Origin of the sequence: Devosia sp. (assembly GCF_036563435.1) — a bacterium.
Lineage (GTDB): Bacteria > Pseudomonadota > Alphaproteobacteria > Rhizobiales > Devosiaceae > Devosia.
Window position 1 is genome coordinate 660519 of record NZ_DATCMJ010000018.1, and the last position, 23439, is coordinate 683957.

The window sequence follows — 23439 nt, forward strand, 5'->3', positions numbered from 1 at the left end:
TGGCACCGGCCGGGCTAGTTGGAGGCTAGAGGTTGAAGTCCGAGCCGGTGAGCACATGGTGCCCGGCAATATTGACCCGGAACTCAGGGGCGCCGTCCCCGGCGGTATTACCCGAGACCACCGTGTATTCGCCGTCCTCCCGGGTTTCGTGGGTCACCATGATCTGCCCGGGTGCGGTGGCCGCCTGGCCGGACTGCAGGGTGAAGGTGTCGTTGCCGGCAGTGCCGACATTGGCATCGATACCCGACAGGTCGATCTTGTCGCCGGCCTCGAAGCCACGGATCGTGTCGCCATGGGCCGCGGTGGTCGATCCGAAGACGAACACATCCTCCCCGTCTCCCCCGTCGACCACGTTGACGGCGTTGCTCATCGCGAGGCGGTCGTTGCCCGATCCGGTGACGACGTTTTCAACGCCGTAGAGCGTGTCGGTACCGCTCTGGCTGCTGACGGCGCTACCGCGTCCGTTGACGCCGGTGCCCAAATCGACATTCACACCGGCGGTGAGGAAACCCATGTCCAGGGTATCGACACCGGCATCACCCGAGATGTCACCACCGTAGTAGGTGTCATTGCCGTCGTCTTGCGAGGCGGCAAACATGTCGTTGCCACTGCCGCCGAAGACACTGTCGTTGCCGTCTCCAGCGTCGATCAGGTCATTGCCATTCTGGCCGAACAGGCGATCGTTGCCAGCATCGCCGTAGATCATATCATCATCGTCGCCACCGAACAGGTCGTCATTGCCGTCGTCGCCGAAGAGGATGTCCCTGCCCGCCTGGCCATCGGCGAAGTCATTGCCTGTTCCGGCGCGGATCACGTCCACCCCGGCACCGGCGATGATGTAGTCCGTGCCGGCAAAGCCGAAGACCAGATCCCCGCCCGAGGTGCCCAGAAGCACATCGTCACTACCCGTACCCAGAACGTTGCCGGTATTTACTGGTGCCGAGCCGTCGTCGTCTTCATCGTGATCGTCTTCGTCGTCCAGATCATCATCGTCATCGACGTCCTGGTCGTCTTCATCCTCGTCCTCATCCTCGTCGTCGTCACCGATCTGAGGACCGCTGCCGGTGGTTCGGTAGCTGACGCTGTGTTCGCCATTGGAGAGGGTGGTCACACCGTCCACAACCGTGGAGGTATAGCTTGCCGGATCGGCGCCATCGCCGAGTTCGATCACATCCTCGGGCCGCAGGGTGCCTAGTATCGTGTCATGGCCGCCATTGGAGCGGAACACGATACGATGGGCAGACGAGAGGGCTGAGATGTCGATCGTGTCGTCGCCGGCATCGCCATCGATGGTGATGGTGTTGAGGCGCAGGCTCGTGCCGGAGAAGTCGCCGATCACCTCGAAGCTGTCGCCGCCCGAACTGCCCGGACCGGCCGGATCGGCGCCGTTCACCCGGATTTCTTCGATCTCGGTGAGTTCGGCAATGATCGAGGCGGCATTGCTCCCGTTGCGGGTGACGACTATTTCCGATCCCGCTGCTAGCGAACTGGCGAGGTTGCCGGCTACCGCGAGCCATGCGGCCCTGGTGTAGATGCGGTAGGTTTCTGCAGAGTCATTGCCGATGATGGAGAAAGTATCGCCAGCCGCCCCTTCGGTTCCGCCATCGACCAGGTCGCGACCATCGGTCGGACCGGAAGCATTGGCGTTCCAGACCACGGTGTCGTCGCCGGCATCGCCGTTGATCGTGTCGACGCCAGCATTGAGGTTGGGGATGGTGGCGTTCACCGCAAAATTGTCGACATAGAAGTTGTCGCCACTGTCCCAGTTGCTACCGTCGCCCGTAGTCAGGAAACGAATGGCGGTGTTGGCGCCGATCTGGTTGGCGGCAAGCGTCGCCGTGAAGTTGAAGGTGCCGTTTCCGCCCGTGCCTAGGGTGCCGTTTGTCAGCGTCACCCAAGTATTGTTGGTGAGGTTGCGGGCCTGAACGATGACGGTCTGCCCACCATCGAGGTTGTCGTCCTCGTAGGTGAAGGTCACGGTGGCAGAAGTTGCACCCGTCAGGTTAACGGTGCGCTCGATGCTCTCGCCACCATCGATGTTCTGGTTGAACTGCAGGCAGCCGTTGCTGACGGTGATGTCGCCCGATGTGGCTGCGTTGGCACCCTGGCCCGGATCGTTGTCAACCCAGTTACCTGAGAAGGACAGGGAGCCGTTGTTGTTGGCAAAGGAACCCGTGCCAAACTGGTCGAGGGCACTGCCGGTATTGCTGCCGATGCCACCGCTCAGGGTGTCGTTGCCATCGCCGCCGTTAAGGGCATCTGCGCCTTCACCGCCGTTGATGACGTCGTCTCCGCCGGCGCCGTTGAGGGTGTCGTTGCCGCCAAGTCCGTTGATCGTGTTGGCCGCCGCGTTGCCGGTGATGGTGTTGGCGCCTTCGGTCGGTGCGCCGAAGGGCGTAGGAGCCGCTGCATCGAAGATGAAGTCGGTGGCACTGAAGTTGGTGTTCTCGACTTCTTCGATCCTGATCGTGCCGACCGTGGCGCCAACAGCGTCGCGGATGGTGATCAAGGTGTCGTCGACCGCGCCGTCCTCGATATCCTGGATATGGATGCGCGAGGTATTGGCGGTCCCGATCATCGCTGCGGTGAGGCCGAGGCCGCGCAGGTCGATCAGGTCCTGTCCACCTTGAGTAGGATTGGCATCGAAGCCGGTGATGGTGTCGTTGCCAAAACCGGTCGCCGAGTAGCGGATCGTGTCGTTGCCAGAGCCTACATTGATCGTGTCATCGCCTGCGCCGCCGATCACCGTGTCATTGCCGTTTCCGCCATTGAGCACGTCGTTGCCGAGGCCGCCATCGAGCACGTCGTTGTCGTCGTCGCCATTCATGACGTCGTCGCCGGCGCCGCCGAACAGCTGGTTGATCCCATCGTTGCCGTTGATGACGTTGGCCTGGGCATTGCCGTTGCCGTTGATGTCAGCCCCACCGATCAGGGTGAGGTTTTCGACACCCGCTGCCAGGGTGTAGCTGATCGAGGCTTCGACCGTATCGACATCCGCCGGGAGGCCGGTCGATTCATTGACCACGTCACCTGCATCGTCGACGACATAGGTGTCGTTGCCTTCGCCGCCGTTCATGTTGTCGGCACCCAGGCCACCAACTAGACGGTCAGCACCTGCAAGGCCGCTCAGCGTGTCGTTGAGATCGCCACCGGTGATGGTGTTGTTGCCGGCGTTGCCGGTGCCGACGAAGGCGCCAGCGTCGGCACCGCGATAGGTGAGGTTTTCGACATTGGCCATGTTGGCGATCGACAGTTCGGTCATGAAGGTTTCGACCGTGTCAGTGCCTTCATTGAGCGCTTCGACGACGATATCGAGGAGGTCATCGACGCCGTAGGTGTCGTTGCCTGCGCCGCCGACCATGGTATCGGCGCCTATCGCGGTGCCGAAATCGCCGCCAGCGTCGATACGGGTATCGAGCTCGTCATCGCCCGCATCGCCGACCAGAAGATCGTCGCCGGCACCACCGGTGAGATCATCGCCCTGGCCACCACCGAAGATCACGTCGTTGCCCAAGCCACCGGCGATGGCATCATTTTCGCCGTCTTCGCCGGCCACTAGGTTGTTGACCGTGGAGGCTGACAGGTCGACCGTGCGGGTATTGCCCGTCGGGTCGGCGCGGCTGATGGCATAGTCGCCGAGCAGCTGGTAGCCGTTATAGAGCGCACCATTGAAGTTGATGAGCTCGACGCCCGACTGCGCATTGGTGCCGTCGAAGTGATTGACCACCCGGATAGACTGGGCGACGGAGTTCGCACCGTCCGGCAGGCTATAGTTGATGACGAGATCGCCGTTGTTGGTGCCAGTATCGTTGTCGACGATGTTCAGAGCGGCGATGGTCTGGACCGGCAGGCCATCGATGTCGGTGCCCGTGGTTGGAGCGAGGATCGAGATACGATCCCCAGCCCCGTTGTTGGCAGTTTCATTGATGACGTCGTTGCCGTCGCCGAGCGAGAAGGAGTAGGTATCGTCGCCAGCACCGCCGTTGAGAGTGTCACCAGCCGCTGTGCTGGTCGTGGTGGTTCGGGTGATGACGAGATTGTCGATGGTGACAATGTCGTTGGTTTCGTTCATTGCGGTCGAAATGAAGCGGATCGCGGCATTGGCCGTAAAGGGGCCGGTGATGGTGTGGCTGTAGTTGCCCGAGGCGCCATCTCCGGTCATGACCTGCAGATCGGTGAAGGTGGTGCCGTTCGCCGAGAACTGCACCGTAACCGTTTCGCCGGATTCCATGCTGTCGGGGTCAGCCGAGTAGGCGATCGTCACCGAGCTCGCGGTCGCAAGGTTCATGCCACGCGTGATCTGAGCGCCATTGTAGTCCCCGGCTGGGGTGCCACCGTGAAAGCGCATGACATTGCTATTGTTGGCGTCAATACGGATCTGCCCTATAGTTGAACCACCAGAGTCGTTGGCTTCATTCCAATTGCCAGAGAAGTTCGCGCTTCCTTCGTTCTCGTTCAGGATACTGAAGTCATCGGCATAGGTGGCTGTCGTATTGGTGACATTCACCCCATCAGCCCCACCGACCAGAATGTCGTTGCCGGCGCCGCCGTTGAGCGTGTCTGCGCCGGCGAGGCCGAGCATTAGGTCGTCGAGGTCGGTGCCGGTCGCCGTGCCGTTGAGGGTGTCGTTGTTGGGCGTGCCCACGATGATATTGAGCGCGCTGCCGGTGGCGAACTGAACTTTTTCGATGTTCCGCAGCTTGTCGGTGCCATCGAGGGAGTCTTCCACGGCGTGGCTGACGATGACCTGGCCGTCGGCGGTAGCGCCGAAGGTGTATTCGCCGCGGGCGCCCTGGAAGCGGGCGGTGTCGATGTCGGCGACATTGTCCGCACCAGCCGTCGTAATCTCGCGATGGATGCGGAGCTGGCCCGGATTGATTTCGCCGGAGAACATCTTGGCGGCCAGCGTGGTCATGCTGTTGTGGTATTCGAGGACCGCGCCAACGCCGCCATCTTCACCGACCTGGGCATGGACGGCGATGCGCACGTTCAGCCACTTGTCGCCATCGATGATGTCGTCTCCGGCGTTGCCCTGGATGACGTCGCTGCCGTCGCCGCCGAGGATGATGTCGCCGGCATTGAAGACATTGGCGCCATTGGCCAGCGCGTTGACCTGTTCTGTCGTCAGTCCGAGGACTGCGGCCAGTCCTGAAATCAGCTGCAAGCTTTCCTTAGTGACCTGGCTGCCGCGATAGCCTTCCTGGCCAGTAGTTCCAGCAGGCGCATTGGGGTCGAAGGGCAGGCGTTCAGAGCCGAGCGCATTGGAGCCGCCGAGCACGTCGTTGAACTTGGAACCTGAAAGCCCTTCCATTGACGCATATTCATCAAGCGCGGCATTTGCCGGCAGTGTCGGGGCTTCGTCGAAGACGATGGGGCGCGACAGGTCGGCATTGATGCCGAAGGTGCTGTCCTTGTAGGTCGCCCAGTCGAAGCCCGACATGCCGGCCATCTTGCCGCGGCCGGTGCTGCCGACCATGATGTCGTCGCCGCCCTCGCCAATGAATTCGTCGAACCCGCCGTCGCCGAGGAACACGTCGTGTCCGTCGATGCCGTCATGGGCGAAAACTTCGTCGAAGTTGTCGCCGGGAGCGCCGTCGAAGGTACCGGTTTCGATCCAGTCATTGCCCTCGTTGCCGAGGATACGTTCGGCGTTGCGGTTGCCGTAGATGTAGTCGTTGCCGGTGCCGGCAAAGACTTCCGAGCCCATGTCGGTACCCAGGAAGACAAAGTCATGGCCGTCGTTGCCCATGACGAGGTCGAGGCCGGGGCCGGCGTGCACCACGTCATTGCCCTTACCGGCCTTGATGTTGTCGTCGCCGCCCATGTCCTTGATGATGTCGTCGCCGTCACCACCATTGAGGATGTCATTGCCGAAACCGCCTTCGATGACGTCGTTGCCGCTGTCGCCATAGACGGTATCGTCGCCGATACCAGCGATCAGGATGTCATTGCCTGAAGGGTTGAAGGCATTGCCGATATCGGTGCCGCCCAGGACGACGTGATCGCCACCATTGTACTTGAGGTAGTTGGTGTCGGTGCCGCTAGTGGCCGGATTATTGCGGACCACCAGTGGCACGAGGATGCTGGTCCCGACCGGATCGACCCCCAGGTTGTCGGCGCTCTCGTTGACTTCCGTTTCCGGATCGTCCTCGAGTATGCCATCGGCACCCGCTTCTTCACCGAGGCCCGGATTGTACTGGCGCGTGCGGTCGATCTCGAGGATCAAGCCGGGCGTCGAGAACACGTCGGACGGCAGGTGCGTCGCGTCGGTATTGCGCATCATCATGGCGGCGAAGGAGTTGTTTTCCATTTCGCCGAAGAGATGCAGGCCGTCGAGGCGCTGCAGGTAGTAGAAGCGGTCGCCGCTCTGGAGCAGTTCCATCTGGGCTTCGAAGACGAAGTTGAAGGTGGAACCGAGCATGCCGCCGAACGGCATAATCTTTTCTGCAAGGCCGCCGATCCAGAGATCGATATTTTCGAGGCCACCCAACGAGCCCCCGGCATAAGCGCCGGTGGCATTGAGGAAATCCGTCGCGTCGGCAGGGACAACAAAGCCGGGGATTGCCGCGAACTTGCCGATAGCCTCGCCGAAGATCAGGGTCATGGCAGCATCGCGCTTGCCTTCGACCGTGGTTTCCCCGGTGATCAGGGGATGGGTGCCGTAGGCCGCGACGAAGTTGATGATCGAAGCTTCGTGCTTGAGGTTGCCGGCGAAGTCCACCCAGCTCGCATAGGGGGTGAGCAGGGCATCCTGATTGGTCATGGTGAAGAAGGTGCGGCGCGCTTCATTGAGCGAGGGGACGCCGACGTCACGGCCGCGAGTCAGGTTGATAGTCGCAAGATCGAGCGGCAGGCCCAGCAGGTTGTTGCGCAGGGCACTGGTGATGAACTCGTCGATCTCGTTGCCGACCTGACGGGTCATGCCACGGATGATGGCACCGGCGGCGAGGTCATGGTCGGATTCCCCGTGAGGCCCGTTGAAGGAGCCGGGATTGAGGAAGCCCTGGATCAGCGAGATGTGGTTCGGGTTGAAGTTCTCGTCGAACTGGTCGATCGACTCGGTCAGCATGGAGTGACCGAAGCGGTACACGACATGGGCGAACTCGGCGAAGATCGAGGGGTCCATCATGGTGTCGAAGCCATCGGGCACCAGGAAGACGTTGATGTTCGGCTGGATCTTGCGGGCGAATTCTTCGAACACGAGATGCTGATACTGCATTTCGGTGCCGAACTTGGCCGCCTGGAAGATGCGTTCGCCATCCCACACCAGGGCTGCGATAGCCTCGGGCGTGGTCGGCACAACCTGGACGTCCACGGCCAGCCACTCATTGATGAATGCGAGGTCGTTGGTTGCCAGAACCGTTGCCTTGGTGTGATCCACCAGACGATTGTGCTCGGAGTGGAACACATGGTGCACGGCCGTGAGGCCAATGTTCTCGTTGGCGCGGCCGTCGCCGGCGATGAAGTGCGCGTCGAGCAGTTCGTTGTCGTAGAAGCCGTCTTCCGGAATGTTGCCGCCGACTTCGGTGTCACCATCCGCGATGCCATCGGGCACGGCGAAGTGGGCGATATCGGCAAGGAAGGCGTGGTTGGTGCGCACGGCAGTAGCCAGCGATACACCGAGGCCGCCATTGGCATCGGGATCGCCCTCGATGAAAGTATCGTCAGCAGTATTCGGGATGCCGTCGAGACCAATACCGGTCACGATCAGCGGGAAGCCGTTCGGTCCACGGATGAATTCGCCATAGGCGTCGGTGCGTAGCAGCGGCACCGTGCCCACATCGAGGTCGGTCAGATGGATGCCGAGCAGGTCCCGTGCCTGGGCCTTGACCTCACCCCAATTAGCCATGCCGCCATTGGCGCCTTCGATAAGCTTGCCGGTAGAAAGCGGGCCATCGGCTGTCATCACATATTGGCGAAGGAAGACCTGGTGCGAAGGATGAGAAGTGTAGGTCTGGTTCTGGTCGACATAAGCGGTCGTGGTATTGATCGGACGAACGTCGTCAATCGTATTCCACTGGCCATCCGGTCCAGCCGTCGTGGTCGCGCGGGTCAGCACCATGAAATTAGTTGGGCTGCCGGGAATGTAGAGCGGATCATCCGGGCTCAGCGGGATCATCACAGTGCCCGATCCGCCCTTGTTGACGAGGTCGAGGCCGTGATCGAAGAACTGTCCGAAAAGCGTGAACCAGGAGTTGAACGGCGCCGAAAGGCCTTCGTCCGGTGCGGCATTGGTCAGGCTGATGTTCTGCCCGTCCATGGCGATATTATAGGTAGTCAGTAGCGTATCCAGCGCCCCATTACCGTCGGCAAGGTTGAGCCGGGCCGTGGCAAGGTTAGCGTCAGCCGTGGCCTTGGCTTCTATCAGGCCCGGGTCCGTCGGATTGGCGTTGAGAGCCGCTTCTGCTGCCGCCTGCGCGACCTGGGCCTGGTTGACCGCCTGGAACAGGGGCGCGATTGCCTTGAAGGCGGCGGTGATTTCGCCGGTAACTGCGTTGATTTCAGCTTGTGTCGCCAGCACGCCGCCGCGCTGCAGCGCGATCATGATGGCGACGGGGTTGGCCAGCGTCTGGTCGACGATGAGGTTCGAGATCGTGCGGACGCCTGGATCGATGACATCGCCCGGGCCTGCGAAGGTACCCGGTCCATCGACGTCATTGCCCGGTGTGTAGGGCATCGAAACAGGCATGGTCGGCGCAGGGCCGTTCGGACCATCCGGATCCATCATCATCGTGATGGTGCGGTATGTCGGGTTCATCAGCTCGTTGAACGGGGTGTCCGATGCGCCCCAGCGTTCCTGGCCTGGAAGCAGGTGGTTGTTCGAGCCATCGACGGCGCGCAGGCCCCAGGAAAGATTGTAGGTCGGGATCAGTCCGCCCGGACCATAGAGCGGCGTGCCTGCCGCATGCGCCTCCGCAAGCTGGATCTGCTTGAGAATGAATTCCAGGTCGCTTTTGATGTAGGTAACCATAGTCGCCTCCCAACTGATCGCGACAAGCCCATCGAGCCGCGTAGTCTCCATGCTGTGACTATGCCGGCCGGGGAGGCAGCGGATAATGTCAGGAGGTCCCTCGACTTTTTCCCTATAGGTCGCATCAGCCCCTAACGGATCGGCTAGCGCCGGCTAACCACCTGGATAGGGACCTTGGTCGATCAAGCTTAGGCTGCGATGAATACAGAGCTTGCTGAAGCCAAACCGTTCGGGCTACTTATTTTAGGCAGCTCTGTATCCTTACTTCGGGAACCGCGTGTTTTACTGATCGGAAGATTGATGACTAAGCCCGTGTCGGTCGTCATCGTTGATAATCAGGTCATCTTCCGTCTTGGCCTGCATCAAGTCCTGTCCGGATCACCCACAGTCCAGATCATTGCAGAAGGCAGCGATGCCATGGAAGCAATCGCTCTGGCCAAGCGATTTCAGCCGGACGTGCTGCTGGTGGGTTTTTGCCTGCAAAGCTCAAAGAGTGGCGACATTCTCGGTGAAATAGTCGCCGCCTCGCCGAACACCAAAATTTTGGTCCTGGCGACCTCCGAAGACACCCAAGACGTCGTAGCCGCCATGGCGGCGGGTGCGAGCGGCTTTGTCTCCAAACAAGTTCTGCCTGACGAGCTTGTTTTGATCATACACAGTATCGACGAGGGGGAGACCTATCTATCGCCGAAAGCGCTCACGGGATGGCTGGAAGCGCTGAAGGAGAACGCTCGGATCACAGCCGCCGCCAGACCTGAGGTAAGCCTGACCACTCAGGAGCTTGCCGTGCTGGCCGCCATCAGCGAAGGCGACAATAACCGGGAAGTTGCATCCCGGCTGGGCATCAGCGCTGCCACGGTCAAGTACCACCTAGCCCACATCTTCGCGAAGCTCGGGGTCCGCAATCGGGTCGAAGCGGCTGTCTTGGCAGGCCGGTTGCTTGGGGATGCAGGAAGGCATTTATAAGGCCCGCCGCAACTTACGCCTGAAACTGATTGTCGCCCTCGCTCACGAGCGCAGGGGGGCGGGACGTGTGGCGAGATACTCTCCCAGGCTCACGGCCACTTCCGGCGTCAACGGACCTCGGCGGCAGATCTCCTCGATCTGCTGCTGTGCGCAGGCCTGGTTGATGGCCGAGATTGTCTGCTTGGTCAGGTATCCGCTCATTGGGCCGCTATACAGACCAACGTCCCGCAAACCGAACTGCAGCGCGTAAACGTAGGCGTTCTTGTTGCCCCAGAACATCATCTGAACGGCTTGTGGGAAATCCGCAGAGGCAATGCCGCTTAGGGCTGCTCCGATCTCGCTTAAGGACGCTTCGGTCGCGGGAGCCATGGAGTGTAGCGCCACGGTTTCGAAAGCCAGCGCTGGGGATGTCAGCAGCGCCGCGTGTTGTTCCAAAAGGCCGCGCGCCTTACGTGGGCTAGCTTTGAGTCCTGGGCCACCGGATCGATAGACTTGCAGTAAAAGCCTGAGCGCGGCGGGATTGCCGGCCTCGATTTCGGCAAGCAGATTACGCTCCGCTTCGACCGCTCCGTCACTGCCCATAAGTCCCATGCTCTGCAGGCGAGCCAGCTCAACCACGGCCCCAGGAATGTTCGCAGCCACGGCTTCCGTGACGTAATCTATACCCTCGGCACGATGGTCCGGCGCCAGTGGTCCGATAGCCAAAGACATGCCAAAACGCAGCATGGCAGCTTGATCGCCAGCGTTGAACGCGGCTTGAGAAAAATCGCGGGCTTGCCGGTAGTCTGGCTTCAAATTGCGCCCGTCGGCATAGAGACCGCCAAGAACACCGCTGGCCCAGGCGTCACTGTGACCAGCAGCCTCTTGCAACAGATCGACGGCTTGGTCGACGTTTTTTTCCACGCCCTTGCCGTCGAGCAGCAGCAAGGCGAGGCTGACCTTGCCAGCGCTGAGATCGGCTTCTGCCGCATCCGCAAAGTGATTGGCGGCGCGTGCCGGATCGGGAGCGATATTTCCCTTTCCATAGAGGAAGAGGTAGCCCAGCTTGATCGCAGCAGCCGGGAGGCCCGCATCGCGGGCTGCTTGATAGGCTGCAAGGGCTCCCTGTGGATCAAGCGGAACGTTCTTGCCCGAGGAGAGAACATCGCCCAGCTGGATCTTGGCCCAGCCGTCGCCGATAGCCGCAACCTCCCGCAGCAGCGCCAGACCACGCGCGGGGTCCACGGCAACACCCTCACCTGCGATCAGCATCATGCCGAGCCGGCTTTTGGCCACGTAGTCGTTCAAGGCCGCGGCCTGCTCGAAGTAAGCGCCCGCCTTGGCAGGGTCGGGCTCAAGCGTCCCTGCGCCCCTGGCATAAAGAACGCCTAGGCCGGACAGAGCGGCAGCGTTCCCTTGCTCGGCAAGGGGCTGAAGCAGGGCCAGAGCGCGCGCACCATCAGCTTCCACCTTTTCGCCCCTTGTGAGCAGGTCAGCCAGGATGGTTGTCGCCCAGGCGTCCCCCTCACTGGCTGCAGCGGCGAGCAGTTGCTCGGCGCGCGCAATATCCTGCGCCGGACCGTCCTCGAGCAAAAGCAGGGCCAGCTGAATGCGACCGGTTGCATCTTCCTCGGCAAGAGCCCGCTCGAAATACTCCTGCGCCTGTGCCAGATCGGGCGCCACGTCTGCCAACCCATTCCGGTAGATCATGCCGATCCGGCTCAATCCGGCGGCATTGCCGAGTTCTGCGGCACGCCCATAATAATGCAGCGCCCGCTCTGCGTTCTGCGGCAGGGCAGTGCCTTGGGCGTAGGTGTCACCCAGCTGGAGCATGGCCCAGGTGTCGCCACTCTCCATCACCGGCTCAAGCAGGCGGAGGCCGCGCGCGACGTCGGCAGTACCGCCCTCCCCGTTGATCAGCATGAAGCCAAGACGGTTCTTGGCAGACAGATCACCGGAGCCTGCTGCCTGCTCGAAGTAGTGGCGTGCAAGCGCCGGATCGGCGGGAACAATGCCAGCGCCCTTGGCGTAGATGCCCCCCAAGCCGGTCAAAGCCACGGTGACGCCCTGGTCAGCGAAGGGCTGCAGGAGCCCAACGGCGCGGGCACCGTCAAGCGGCGCCTGCCTCCCCTCGGCGTAGAGTTGGGCCAGGATGGTCGCAGGCCACGCCTGGTTTGTTTCGGCTGCCCGTTCGAGCAGTTCGATGGCTTGGCTTGCATCCTCGCTCGTCCCGCTCGCCAGCAGCACCAGTGCCAATTGCACCTGCCCGCCCATGTCGCCCAGGGCTGCAGCTTGCTCGAGCAGGTCCATGGCAATTTGGAGATCTGGCCCCACGGTGCCTATGCCAGTCTGGTACATCTGGGCGAGGCGAACCATGGCGGAGGCGTTGCCGGTTTCGGCAGCTTGAGCGAAATAGTCGATCGCGCGTTCGGCAGGACCACTCTTGCCGCTGGCGTATACTTCCCCAAGCTGGATGGAGATCCACGGATCGCCAGACCGGTTGAGCTCTTCAAGCAGAGTGATCGCCCGGGCGATGTCGGCGCGAACGCCATTGCCATCAAGCAGCATCAGCGCGAGCTGGTACTTGCTGTGCACGTCCCCTTCGGCTGCCGCCCGAGCAAAATATCGTGCCGCTCTCTGAGGGTCAGGCGCTATGGGAGTGGCGCCGGAGGCGAAAAGGTCACCCAACCCCGCAACCGCCCCGATGCTTCCCTTTGCGGCTAGCGGGATCAGCAGCTTCATGACCTGGCGCCCGTCCTCAGGCACGCCCTTGCCCTCACGATACAGGCTGGCGAGAATGCTGACGGACCAGGCATCTCCGGTGCGCGCCGCCTGGTGCAAAAGGCCAGCCGCGCGACCCCAGTTTGATCCACTTTCAGGTTCGTTCAGCAACATGCGCGCAAGCTCGATCTTGGCCACTATGTCGCCGGCGGTAGCGGCATGTTCGAGCTGCCCCTTGAGGCATGCGTGGTCAGCCGTGCGGCAGAGTGGCGGACTGGCGCCTGCGTCCACGGGTACGGCAAGGGCGAAGACGGAAACGGCGGCTATCGTTGACCAAAGACGCATTTTGAACTCCCGCAACTGGCGGGTATTCTGGCTCAATCGCGCCGATCAGCATTGACGGTTATCAAGATCGCTGCTTCAGCGCACCCTTCGACCATGTAAGGCGGTGGATGGGCCTGACCACGCGTGTCAGTGCACCCACTCTGCTAGCCTCTTTCTCCCAGCCCTGCCCCGAGTTCATGAGGAACAGTCCATCCACCCTAGAACGGTGAAGATGGCACACATATTCCAGGCCATGACCGAGCCGATCCGTGAAGGCCGCCTGAGCATCAGCACGTGGATTGGCTTACCCTAGTCGCGTCCAAGCAGGCACCAACCAGAGCGCCCTAGTATGACGGATAGACAAACAAGTGGAGTGGCTGGGGTGCCAGGATTCGAACCTGGGAATGGCGGTACCAAAAACCGCTGCCTTACCACTTGGCGACACCCCAACTGTGGCGGTTCCTACACGGTTTGATTTCGCTTCGCAACTCACCTCCGCCCCTTGTAAAAAGCCTCGGTGAGACGCTTGAACCGGGGGTGAAGCGGAGCTATAACCCGCCCCATCGCGACCGGCCGGAACGGCCGAAATCCCGTGTCGCAATCATGACGGAGTATAGCGCAGCCTGGTAGCGCACCTGCTTCGGGAGCAGGGGGTCGAGTGTTCGAATCACTCTACTCCGACCAATCAACCCCGGCGTTCTCGGACGTCGGGGTTTTTTACACCGACAGGGTTACCGACAGGGTTCGTCCATATCGCAGCTGCGGCCGGTAGTTTGCTTGTCCCTACAGCGGCACCGAACCGTCAGCTTCCCACTTGGGCATTTGCAGGCCATCCCTCGCAAACATCGCCTTGATAGCACCTATTACGGGGTCTCCACTGCTGGGAGGATGGGAGACGCTGTTTGACAACATGTCCTGCAATTGCTCCGCGTCGGCGCCCGTATCGCCCATTGGCCACAGGGCAGACTCGGCCAGATTCCTCTTCTTCTGCATCAGGCTGTGCAGGAGGCAGTCAAAAGATGCCTCCCGATATCCGGTATGAATCGCCATCGGGAGATGAACCGTTACATCGCGAGTTTGACCAATGCGATGGACGCGATCGTTGCACTGCTCCTCCACGGCAGGATTCCACCATCGAGATAGATGAATTACGTGAGTGGCCGCCGTGAGCGTTAAGCCGGTGCCGGCAGCTTTGGGACCAAGGACCAGCAGATCAAAGCCAGGTGCAGACCCGTGTTGCTGGAAGCGATTGACGATCTTCTGTCGGGTCTTGATGGGCGTATCGCCGTTGATCAAATCTATCTGACGTAGCCCAAGTTCGGCCTTTGCAAGCTCAATGAAGCGATACTGCATCCGGCGGTGCTCGATGAAAACCAGTGCCCGCTCCTCAGACTGTTGGATCTTTCGGATCAGCTGGAAGCACGCGGTGAGCCGGGCAGAGGCTTCTATGAATTCGTCGTTGCCATTCCGCGCTTCGAGATCTGGGTGCACGGAGACGGCACGGATATGGTGCAGCATCTTCAGCGCGGCGCCATGTCCTCCCTGGGCGAGCTTGAGACGGGCGTCTTCATAGGCAAGCTGCTGTTCGGCGGGCATGGCACGCGGATAGAGCCGGCGGCGCTTTGGAGGCAGATCCGATGCGACTTCCGACTTGAGACGTCTGATGCCAACCGGAGGCACATCGTCATGTGATTTGAAGACGCGGCCGTGCAACTCGGCCATGTTAGTCGCGTCCGGCTCTCGATACCGCGCAATGAAATTCTCTTCGGTATCCAAGCGGCCCGGGGCGACTTGATCCAAGACCGCCCAGAGGTCAAGCACCGTGTTTTCGATCGGTGTCCCAGTGAGACCGATCGTAAAGTCGGCTTTGATGGACCGCCCTGCTTCCGAGCGCATGCTGCGGGAGTTCTTGAGAGTTTGGATTTCATCGAACACTGCAGCGGCGAACGGAATGGTCGCGAGTGAATGCTGATAGTTGGTGAGAGTGGTGTAGGTCGTCAGCACCCAGAACCGATGGGCGCGCCCTTCCTCAATCGCTTCCTGAAGCGTCCTCAAATCCAACTTGGCGCTGCCGTCATCGATGTCACGGCCGTGTGCCCCGAAATGCTTCCTTGTGCCGATGCCGCTGCCGTAGAGTCGGATGACGTGACCTAGGCCCGGTGCCTCAAGGTGCCGCTCGACCTCCTCCTCCCAGTTCAGCAGAAGAGACGTCGGCGCGACAATCAGCAGTGGACGCCGTTGCGACGGCAGTTTCATCTCAGACTGAAGCCACGAAAGGAACGCAATGGTTTGTAGCGTTTTGCCTAATCCCTGCTCGTCGGCGTTGAGCACACCCGGCAGGCCCGCCTTCCAGGCTGCCTGTTGCCATTCGAAACTCGCAACCTGATGTGGCTTTAGAGCTGTTTTTACGAGAGCGGGCAGCGAAGGGTCTCTGAGCGTCCGGGGCTTGAGAGAGGCATACCATTGTAGCTCACGCAGATTGCTTTTGCTGTCGAGCACAATCGGGCCTTGCTCTACGATCGGCTGGGCGTCGTCATCATCAACCGGCTCAGTCATGCGGTCCAGTCGCGCCGAGATTGTGGTCAGCGTTTCCGGCCTGGCGGGAATCTCGATGCCTTCGCGCTCTATTGATGAGTGACCCGCCTCTATCGCCGAAGTCACATCACGATGCAGCTGTGCAAGCGACTCTTGATTCTGTTCTTCAAGATATTCAGCGAGCTTTCGCGCGAACTCCTCTGGCATCCAGGTAGACGGATCGGAATGCGGCAGCGGGGCATTCTTCTCGAACAGCTTGGTCCCCAGAACGCGGCTAGAATATTGGGCCGTCTCCACCAATACCGGTCCCGCAAATGCCTCAACCGACTCCTCGAACCCGGCGGCATCCAAGCCGTCAAGAAGGCCGCGTGATTCCAGATCGGCGACGATCGCTTCGGTCAGTGCCGGACGAGGATTGGCTATAAAGGCTTGCCGCTCTTCACGCGGAGCGTGTTGCTTCTCAGCCATCAACTTTAAGGCCGGCATCGCGCTTGTATCGATGATCAGATAGCTACCCGGCTTTACTCGATACGCTGGAAGTGCACCGCGATCACGCAGGCGACGTTGAAAAGCCCTGAGTGAGTCCTCCGTGAGTTCGCCTTGCGCCTCATCGATCTCGCCTTCCCTCACCTCCCCTTCGCTCGCCAGACGGTCACGAGAAAACGGCACAACCTCAAAATCCGTGCCGTCTGTAGTCGGCGATAAGGAGAACGAGTCCGATATGCGCACCTCCAGGCCGGATAAGAAATCCGTCATCGACATCCGAGCGGCGGCATCGTCGCGGCTCATGTGCAGACCAGGCTCAAGTGCTTGGCGGAAACGGGCAAGTGCCTCCCAGTCGGTTTCGTCGGTGCCGCCAGTGCGCGGGCCTTCGGCAATTTCGATGGCGTCGAGCATCCAGTGTGGAACAAGTCTCTTGCCCCGCCCGGTTTCGAGGATCGCGCCAACGCGCTTGGGAAGCTGACGTTGGCCAGACTTGGTCCACTGATAGACCAGCTTGAAGTCCCTTGAGCCGACGACGCCCTCAACGTCGGTGCTGAGGGTCAGATCAACCCGCCTCGGCAAGCCGAGCGAGCTGGCACTCCCAGCATCCAGCTTTGATGCCAAACGGTGCGACAGCCAAATGCGGTCATCGTAGATCTGTAGCTCTCGGGTATCGTCGTCGCTAAGCGCGCGAAGGTCAGCAACGGCGAGGATCATGTCGCGCTCGGTGGGCGGGAGCTTCTTTAGGTTGCTGATCCCAGAGCGAGAAAAAAGGCGAGCAAGTCCGGCCTTTTGGGGAGCGCGCAACGTGATGCCTGTCGCGTCGTATTCGAAGCTCAAATCCATCCCCTAGATCCTTTCTCTGACCCAACCCTGCCAATCGCCGTTATGCGCACGTGAGTCTGCTCCAGGGATCATGCGAATGTCCTCACAATCATAGCGTGGCTGATAAAGTTTAGGGGTCTTGTGGCCCCCCTCTCTAAATACGTGCACCTTGTAGCTGTGGGACCCCTCAACGACGATTCTCGAGCCGACCTTCAGGACCAGGAGGCAGGTATTTACCCGGCTTCCACCTGCTGTCTGACGGCCAAAAGCCAGACCCGGACGTCCTTGAGCCATCTCACGTGCTCGTCGCGCGCCGTCGTCGCTAAGCGCTACCCAAGCGCTGTCGATTCGCTTCTCCCTATGCAACTGCAGCCAGAAGCGACGCCGAGGCTCCCACATATGACTGGTCTCGACCGCCGAAACCACGTCCATGAAGAACCTGATGTTCTCGCCGGTCAGCCACCGCGAAATTCGCTCAACCAGATCTTGGGGCACCTGACCCCACGGCGCTTCGCCGCCGCGCGTCCTGGGGTCCCCATAAGAACTAGTTAGGCGCGTCGTCAACGAACTGCGCAGTTCGTCAGGAGGATCGCTCGACCATGGCGATAGCAGTGCGGCTATGGCCTGCGCTGCGCCTTCTTTCTTTGCCTGCAGAGCCCCATCTGGCCTCAACCAACTAAGCAATTTGTCAATTGAAGGCTCAGATTTGAGAGATGGTGCGATGGCTTTTACAAAACTCAGATGTGTATGCGTCATCAGGCCAGCGTCGTGTGGCTTGCGCATCCCAATAGTTTTTAGGTCGGACCATGGCGACGGCATTGCGAGCATGAGCTGTCCCAACTGCTCGTGAGCAGACGTGCCATCGAGCAAACGGGGCACCGCTGACAGGAGCGGACGCCATCGCTCCCCAAGGAGGCTAGATACTTGGCTCAGTGCGCGACCCAGCTTGATGGTGTGCGGGGCGCCGGGAAGATACGAGCCCAGATAGACCGCCATCATGCCGTTGCGAAATGCCTTGCTATCATTGGCGGCAACCTCATCGAGATAGAACTGCCGCAGCGCCGCCAGATCTTCGCGACCTCGTCGTTGTTCGTCGAACAGCGCGACAGCCGCGGAAGTTACGAGCGAGGTGTGAAGGTCCTGCCAGTCGTCCTGGTCAAGTCGACGCTTCATTTCCATCACGATGCGCTCGCGGTCACTCTCTGGTGGCTCCCGCACCAAATCCGGCCAGTTGGCCAGAACTCGCTCAACTGCAGCGGAGATGGGAGACAGCGAAGGCAAAGCCCGCGGTCGATATGGCTGGAGACGCCCAAGGACGCCGGAAAGGCTCATGGCATTGGCTCCCCGCTCGGAGCTGCTCCAAGACGCCTGCCTATCTCGTCGATCTCGGACGATATCGTTGGCGTATACATGATGATGCGAAGATCGATGCGCCGGTTCGCGGACCGACCGGAACTTGTGTCGTTCTCAGCGATCGGGCGCATCTCTCCGTAGCCGGCGACGGAAAGCACTGGCTGGTCTCGGAAGTTCAGATGATTATCAAGGTTCGGCTCGCGATCCAGCATAGACCAGAACGTCTCATTCGCTCGTTTTGTGGACAGGTCGAGGTTCAACCGGTCATCGCCCGTAGAGTCAGTGTGACCTTCAATCTGCACCGCTTCAATAATCGCAGCACTCTCATTGCAGTTCAGCGACCATCTGGCGCTGGTGCCAAGTGTGTAGCAGGGCAGTATCTGCTCAAGCCTAGTCGCAATCGTCTCCACGATCTCGCGCTTACCTGGCGCCAATACCGACTGGCCGCTCGCGAACAGCCCATCCCCTGAAAAGCGCAACGCGTCCTGCTCCTGGCTAATCTCAATTAGCAGGTCCGGAAAATCGATCCTGAGCTGATCACGCAATTGCTCCAAGATGCGTTGACGCACCACGGCGGTGCGCTTGAGATACTCCTCCACCGGATCTCTTTCTGCTAGCTCGGTCTTTAGCCGTTCGATCTCGGCCTCAAGTTCCTCGATCCTTAGCCGTAGAGCCGCAATCTGTATGTGGGCCTCGGCAAGTTCAATCTTCAGGCTGTCACGCTCTGCAACGAGATCGGCAATTACGATTTCAAGGTCGGCGACCTCAGCTTGCAGTTGGTCTCGCTCGACAATGACCTTGTCAAATTCGTCGCGCGTCACGCTTTCTTCAGGGTTAAATCGGCTGGCGAAGAAGGCCAGCATGATCATAATGATGAACAGGAAACTGACCGTCATGTCGGTCATAGAGACGAAGACTGACTCCTCTTCGTCTTCCCTGCTCCGGCGTCGAAATGCGGCACGCATCTATCGCGTCCGGCTCCGAGGAATAAACTCCTCGGCCGTTTCGACTACCGTCTTCAAGGTATCGATGCCTGGTTGCAGCTTCTCCTGCAGTTCCTGGACGTGTTGCCGCATGCCATCGACCGCTCCCGAAACTTGCTGCGTATAGATCTCAAACGCGCGGCCAAGCTTGCCATCAATGTCATCGATCCGGTCGCCCTGCTCCCGCAGCCGCTGCAGCGCGACCTGGATGCCTTCCAGCGCATTCTCAATGGCCTGTTGCTCGCTACCGAGAACCGCTTGAGCAGACGACAATGCGTCTGCCGCCGCCCGCGCTGTCGATTCTGCGGAACGAGAGACCGTAGTTGCTACATTCTGCGTCGCATCCGCCAAAGCCGAAACGGATGCCTCGACACTGCCGATAGACGACCGGATCGGCGCAGCGGCCGAAGTCAGCTCTTGGCTCGCCGCGCGGAAGGCATTCGAAGCCACCACGGACGCATCGGCGCCCGCCTTCACCCCATCGGCGAACAGGCGCATATCATTGCCCGCGGCTGCTACCTGACGCGTAACCGCCTCAATCTTCTCGGCTATCGCATCGAGGGGCGCCAACACCTCACTAGCTGCTTTTTCCGTGGCATCGGAGGTGACGCGGCTAAGCTCACGACTTGCTGCTTCCGCACCCGTGCGGCCCGCGTCTTCAATCTGCTTCCCGAACCCTTCGCCGGCCTGGCGCAGGCTCGCCGCAGCAGCGCTAAGGGCTTCGGCGCCTTGAGAGGTGTTGTCGCGAATGCCTTCCAGCGTCTGGTTCATGACACCCAGCAGTTTCTCGGCTCCAGCGTTGAAGGCGCCACCAGTGTCGCGCGCAGCATCTCCCAATGTGTCTCTTATGCTAGCCACGGCTTCGGAGACACGAGCGAGCGCGACGTTGAGCTCATCCCCGACCTTCGATGAGCTCTGGTCCATGCGGTCGGAGAGCTTTGCGATGCGATCGCCAGCTTCCGAAATGCTGTCGCTGGCCTTGCCTAATGCGCGGCTAACGTCCTCGCTCATGCGGCTACTCAGATCCTGCACCAGCGTGCCCACACCATCGGTGCCGGCCTTGCCAACTTGATCGAGAAGCGGTCGAAGATTTTCCCCAATGCTCTCAGAGATCATCGCTGGCATATCCTTGAGCGGTCGACCCAGCTCAGCAACTAGCTCCGTTGCGAAGTTCTTGAGCAGGGTCTCCTGTTCGCGCATGGACTTGAGCTGCTTTGCCGCAAGCGCCTCCAAGCTGAGGAAGGCCAACCGCTCCTCAAGGCCATCCGACAAACGATGGGCGGTGTCCTCTGCGCGATGCAGGCCGTGACGCAGAACAACCGTGAATAGAATCGAACATAGCAAGCCTGTCAGCGACATAATGAACTTTGCTGACGCCACGGTCAGCAAGTCGTTCATTTCAGAAGGGCCAATGGTTCCTCCTCCTTCCGGGACCATCGAATTCAACGCCGAAACTAGACCAAGAAAGGTCAGAAATAGCCCGACGGACACAAACAACCCTGGCGCATGGCGCCAGAATCCCGGGCCGAACCCCATGTCGTCAAGATTGAAGAACGTCGAGGGACGCACCGAATTATGGTAAATTGTGCGCCCATCGTCGTCCTGAGGGATCAAAGTCTCAGCAAATTCGCGCCAGTTCGCCGCCACTTTTGCGCGGTCGCGCCCTCGGGCCTCCTCGAAGACCTGCGCCTTCAGCGTTTCGAGGCTTCCGCTCAAAGCCGCGTCGTCCGGATATTGGCGCACCAGTTTATCGAGCCAACGCATCGCGGCGACGCGAGAACCGTTGCGGAGCCAGAACGAAACAACTGAGGCGGCAAGGGCACAAAGTAGCACTAGCGTAATAACGCCTGGAGCCGCAGGGTCTCTCAACCCGGACGCGACGAAAAGGACCGCGTTTCGAACCGCGACCCCGGTGCTCTGTAGAAAATCCATCAATGCCCCCAAAACAATAGAGGCAAGTTATAGCGCGCGTTCAGAGCTCAGCAACTTTTTACCTGAATAGACGAACACTGTAAGACACACCTCACCTTACCGCCTCCGCCTGCCCATGGCGGCTGCAGCACCGATGAGGTGATCTGGATGATGATGGCCGTAGACCTCCATCAGAACCTTCGGGCTCATGCCGAAATACCCCGACGCGTCCCATAGGGCGACGCCGTTCTGCATCGCCCAGGTCACTCCGGTGTGGCGGAGGGCATGCGGGATCACGTCCGCATCCAAACCACATTCTGCGACGAGTGCGCGGAATGCCTTGCTAATGTTGTCGACCTTCTTGCAGTTGAACTCCACAGCGAAGCTCTGACCTGAGCGGCGCCAGCGCCGCAGATGTGCAAGCAGGCCGGGTGGCAGCGGGATGGCTGTCTGCCGCTTCGTGGTTGCGACCTTCGAAGCGGCCTTCCTAGTCCATACACCGCGTTCCAGATCGATGAACCCGTGGTCGGGATGTCGCTCGAAAGACGCATTGAGCACGTCCTGCTTGCGGGATCCGGTATAAACGGCCAACAGAATGAACCGAGCGAGGTGCCGGCGCATATGCCAGTTATCGCCCTCACCCGACTTTCCGTTGGCGCTGCGACCGCCGCGCCAAGCGGTCCAGACCAACTTGGCTACTTCTGAACGAGTGAGCCAGCGCTCGCGCGATAAAGACTTATGCGGCACCTTAACCTTCACGGTAGTCGCCAAGATGCGCTGGTCGTGCGCATGGTTGAGGGCTGCGCGTAGGATCTCGAGATCGCGGGCCGCGCTCCGATTGGCTCCATGGCACTCGTAATACGCTCTGCAACTGGCATCATTGACGTCACTCACAAAGCCGGTCAGGACCGGCGCCGACCCAAATGCCTTACGCCGAGCAAATGCGGGATCCCCCCACCAGGAAGCGAGACGAAGTATCTTTGACGCGGTCTCCTCCGGCCGGCTATGATTGGGTGCCACGTCCCGCGCATAGATGCTGAGGACGTCGGCGATCAGCACATGGCCGGGCTGCCCGACATTCCGGCGAGGATCATGCTTAAGAGCGATATAGTCCGCTAGTGCCTTTTCAGCCCGGCTACGCTCACCTTCAGCGCATCCAGTGCTGCGCTTTGCGTCGCCGTCACGGATGACCCACCGTGCGGCCTCGACGCTGCCGTTGCGATTCTTGCGCTCTGGCTGAAGCCAAAGTCGCGGGCCCTTTCCGACTGGTCCACCTGACACTTGCGACGCATTTCCCGTATTGCAATGCGCGTGACGAAGTCCTTGTTGCCGATCCGCTCCAGCACCAAGTTCCCACGCCGATGTTCCGCCTTTAGCGTTCCGGGCTTAATGGCGCCCCCGAACTCCAGCTTGCATGCTTGATCGAGCGTCATGGGAAAATCGTCGGCGAGATGGCGAGGTATATCGAGCACAGCACGTCCACACGCGACCAGACACGATTCTGGTCTTCATGTTTTCGTTGTAGCGGCGGGGTCGCGGGAGTGCAGAAGATCGAATACGGGCGAGCTATCCGTGACGGACGCCTCTGGCTTCGGCCGCTGTCTGAAGCCTTCTGCGTGCTTCTTCTATAGCGGGCCCAATCATATAGCCGGCTTCGAGATCGCCAATCATAACAGACTGGTCCCTTGGCTGGAAAAGCCAGATGTATCCGATCAGCGCGCATAAGACGCCGTCGAGCAGGTCCTGGTCGGACTTAGTCGGCGTCTCAATCAGTCGGTGAGTTTCGCACCAGTGCAAGAGCCCTATGACACCATAAGCTTCGCCTGCAGCGCCGACGCATTTCAGGACGGCGCTCCAATGTTCGATGCGGAAGGTCTTCCTGCGCCCAGGGTTGTAGCGCGGCACCATAAGTCGCCCGCAGAACTCGGCGGCGAGGCTCGGGAGGGCCAGCGCCGGAAAGACTTCTGCGATAAACACACCCGACTCTGCATCGCGCGCGCCCTCAGGGTCTTCCGTCGCACCGAGAGCGTTCTTGAACGCCCAGACCGGCGCATCATCGTCGAACATGCCCTTCTTCGACCGATTGGCTGGCTGAACGCCACCTCCGACCCAGGAGATTAGTGATCCAGCCACCTTATCGACTGGACGCGACCCTGTGGCATTGGGAACGATTGTCGGCTGATCAAGGGCGACGAAGCACCGATCAAACTGCCGCCTCTCCGCCTCAATGATCGTGAGTGCCTGTCCAAAGCTGGCCAGGCGTGGCGGCACAAACTCCGTCGGTCGGCCCTCGACGACCCGAATGATGCTCACAGCACCGGGCGCCTTCACTTGATCCGTCCAAGCGGAGTCGAAGCCGATGATCGAAGTGGTCACATGCTTCTCCAG

General features: G+C 60.5%; 10 protein-coding genes and 2 tRNA genes. 2 read left to right on the forward strand and 10 right to left on the reverse strand.

From position 1 onward, the window contains the following. Window positions 1-25: 25 nt before the first annotated feature. Window positions 26-8971: a peroxidase family protein gene (locus VIL88_RS15620; protein WP_331990478.1), complete on the reverse strand. Its 8946-nt coding sequence runs from the start codon at window positions 8969-8971 to the stop codon at window positions 26-28. A 300-nt stretch (window positions 8972-9271) separates the two neighbouring features. On the opposite strand from VIL88_RS15620, the gene VIL88_RS15625 reads away from it, so the two are divergent. Further along, the gene (locus VIL88_RS15625; protein ID WP_331990480.1) at window positions 9272-9937 is read left to right on the forward strand and encodes a response regulator transcription factor; all 666 of its coding nucleotides are present in this window, start codon (window positions 9272-9274) and stop codon (window positions 9935-9937) included. 42 nt (window positions 9938-9979) lie between these two features. Here the strand turns inward: VIL88_RS15625 and VIL88_RS15630 are convergent, their stop codons facing one another. Together VIL88_RS15630 and VIL88_RS15635 are read right to left on the reverse strand one after the other, a co-directional pair. Then, complete coding sequence (locus tag VIL88_RS15630; RefSeq protein ID WP_331990482.1) at window positions 9980-12982, reverse strand: hypothetical protein; 3003 nt, start codon at window positions 12980-12982, stop codon at window positions 9980-9982. Between the two features lie 353 nt (window positions 12983-13335). Then, window positions 13336-13410 (reverse strand) — tRNA-Gln (locus VIL88_RS15635). Between the two features lie 158 nt (window positions 13411-13568). On the opposite strand from VIL88_RS15635, the gene VIL88_RS15640 reads away from it, so the two are divergent. Next, window positions 13569-13645: transfer RNA gene (locus VIL88_RS15640), tRNA-Pro, on the forward strand. A gap of 99 nt (window positions 13646-13744) precedes the next feature. Here VIL88_RS15640 and VIL88_RS15645 read toward each other — a convergent pair. From VIL88_RS15645 to VIL88_RS15675, 7 genes are all read right to left on the reverse strand, one after another. Further along, window positions 13745-16825: a DEAD/DEAH box helicase gene (locus tag VIL88_RS15645; RefSeq protein ID WP_331990484.1), complete on the reverse strand. Its 3081-nt coding sequence runs from the start codon at window positions 16823-16825 to the stop codon at window positions 13745-13747. Between the two features lie 3 nt (window positions 16826-16828). Further along, entirely contained in the window at window positions 16829-18136 is a 1308-nt protein-coding gene (locus VIL88_RS15650) for an EH signature domain-containing protein (RefSeq protein WP_331990486.1), read from the reverse strand. Continuing rightward, window positions 18133-19062, reverse strand: a complete 930-nt coding sequence (locus VIL88_RS15655) for an OmpA family protein (protein WP_331990488.1) — start codon at window positions 19060-19062, stop codon at window positions 18133-18135. Before VIL88_RS15655 ends, VIL88_RS15650 begins: the two co-directional genes overlap by 4 nt. A gap of 60 nt (window positions 19063-19122) precedes the next feature. Continuing rightward, a complete protein-coding gene (locus VIL88_RS15660) occupies window positions 19123-21072 on the reverse strand; it encodes a hypothetical protein (protein WP_331990490.1) in 1950 nt (649 codons plus the stop codon). 96 nt (window positions 21073-21168) lie between these two features. Continuing rightward, entirely contained in the window at window positions 21169-22110 is a 942-nt protein-coding gene (locus VIL88_RS15665) for a site-specific integrase (RefSeq protein ID WP_331990492.1), read from the reverse strand. A 56-nt stretch (window positions 22111-22166) separates the two neighbouring features. Then, complete coding sequence (locus tag VIL88_RS15670) at window positions 22167-22484, reverse strand: hypothetical protein (protein ID WP_331990494.1); 318 nt, start codon at window positions 22482-22484, stop codon at window positions 22167-22169. A gap of 133 nt (window positions 22485-22617) precedes the next feature. Continuing rightward, a complete protein-coding gene (locus VIL88_RS15675; protein ID WP_331990496.1) occupies window positions 22618-23427 on the reverse strand; it encodes a DUF429 domain-containing protein in 810 nt (269 codons plus the stop codon). Window positions 23428-23439: the final 12 nt, after the last annotated feature.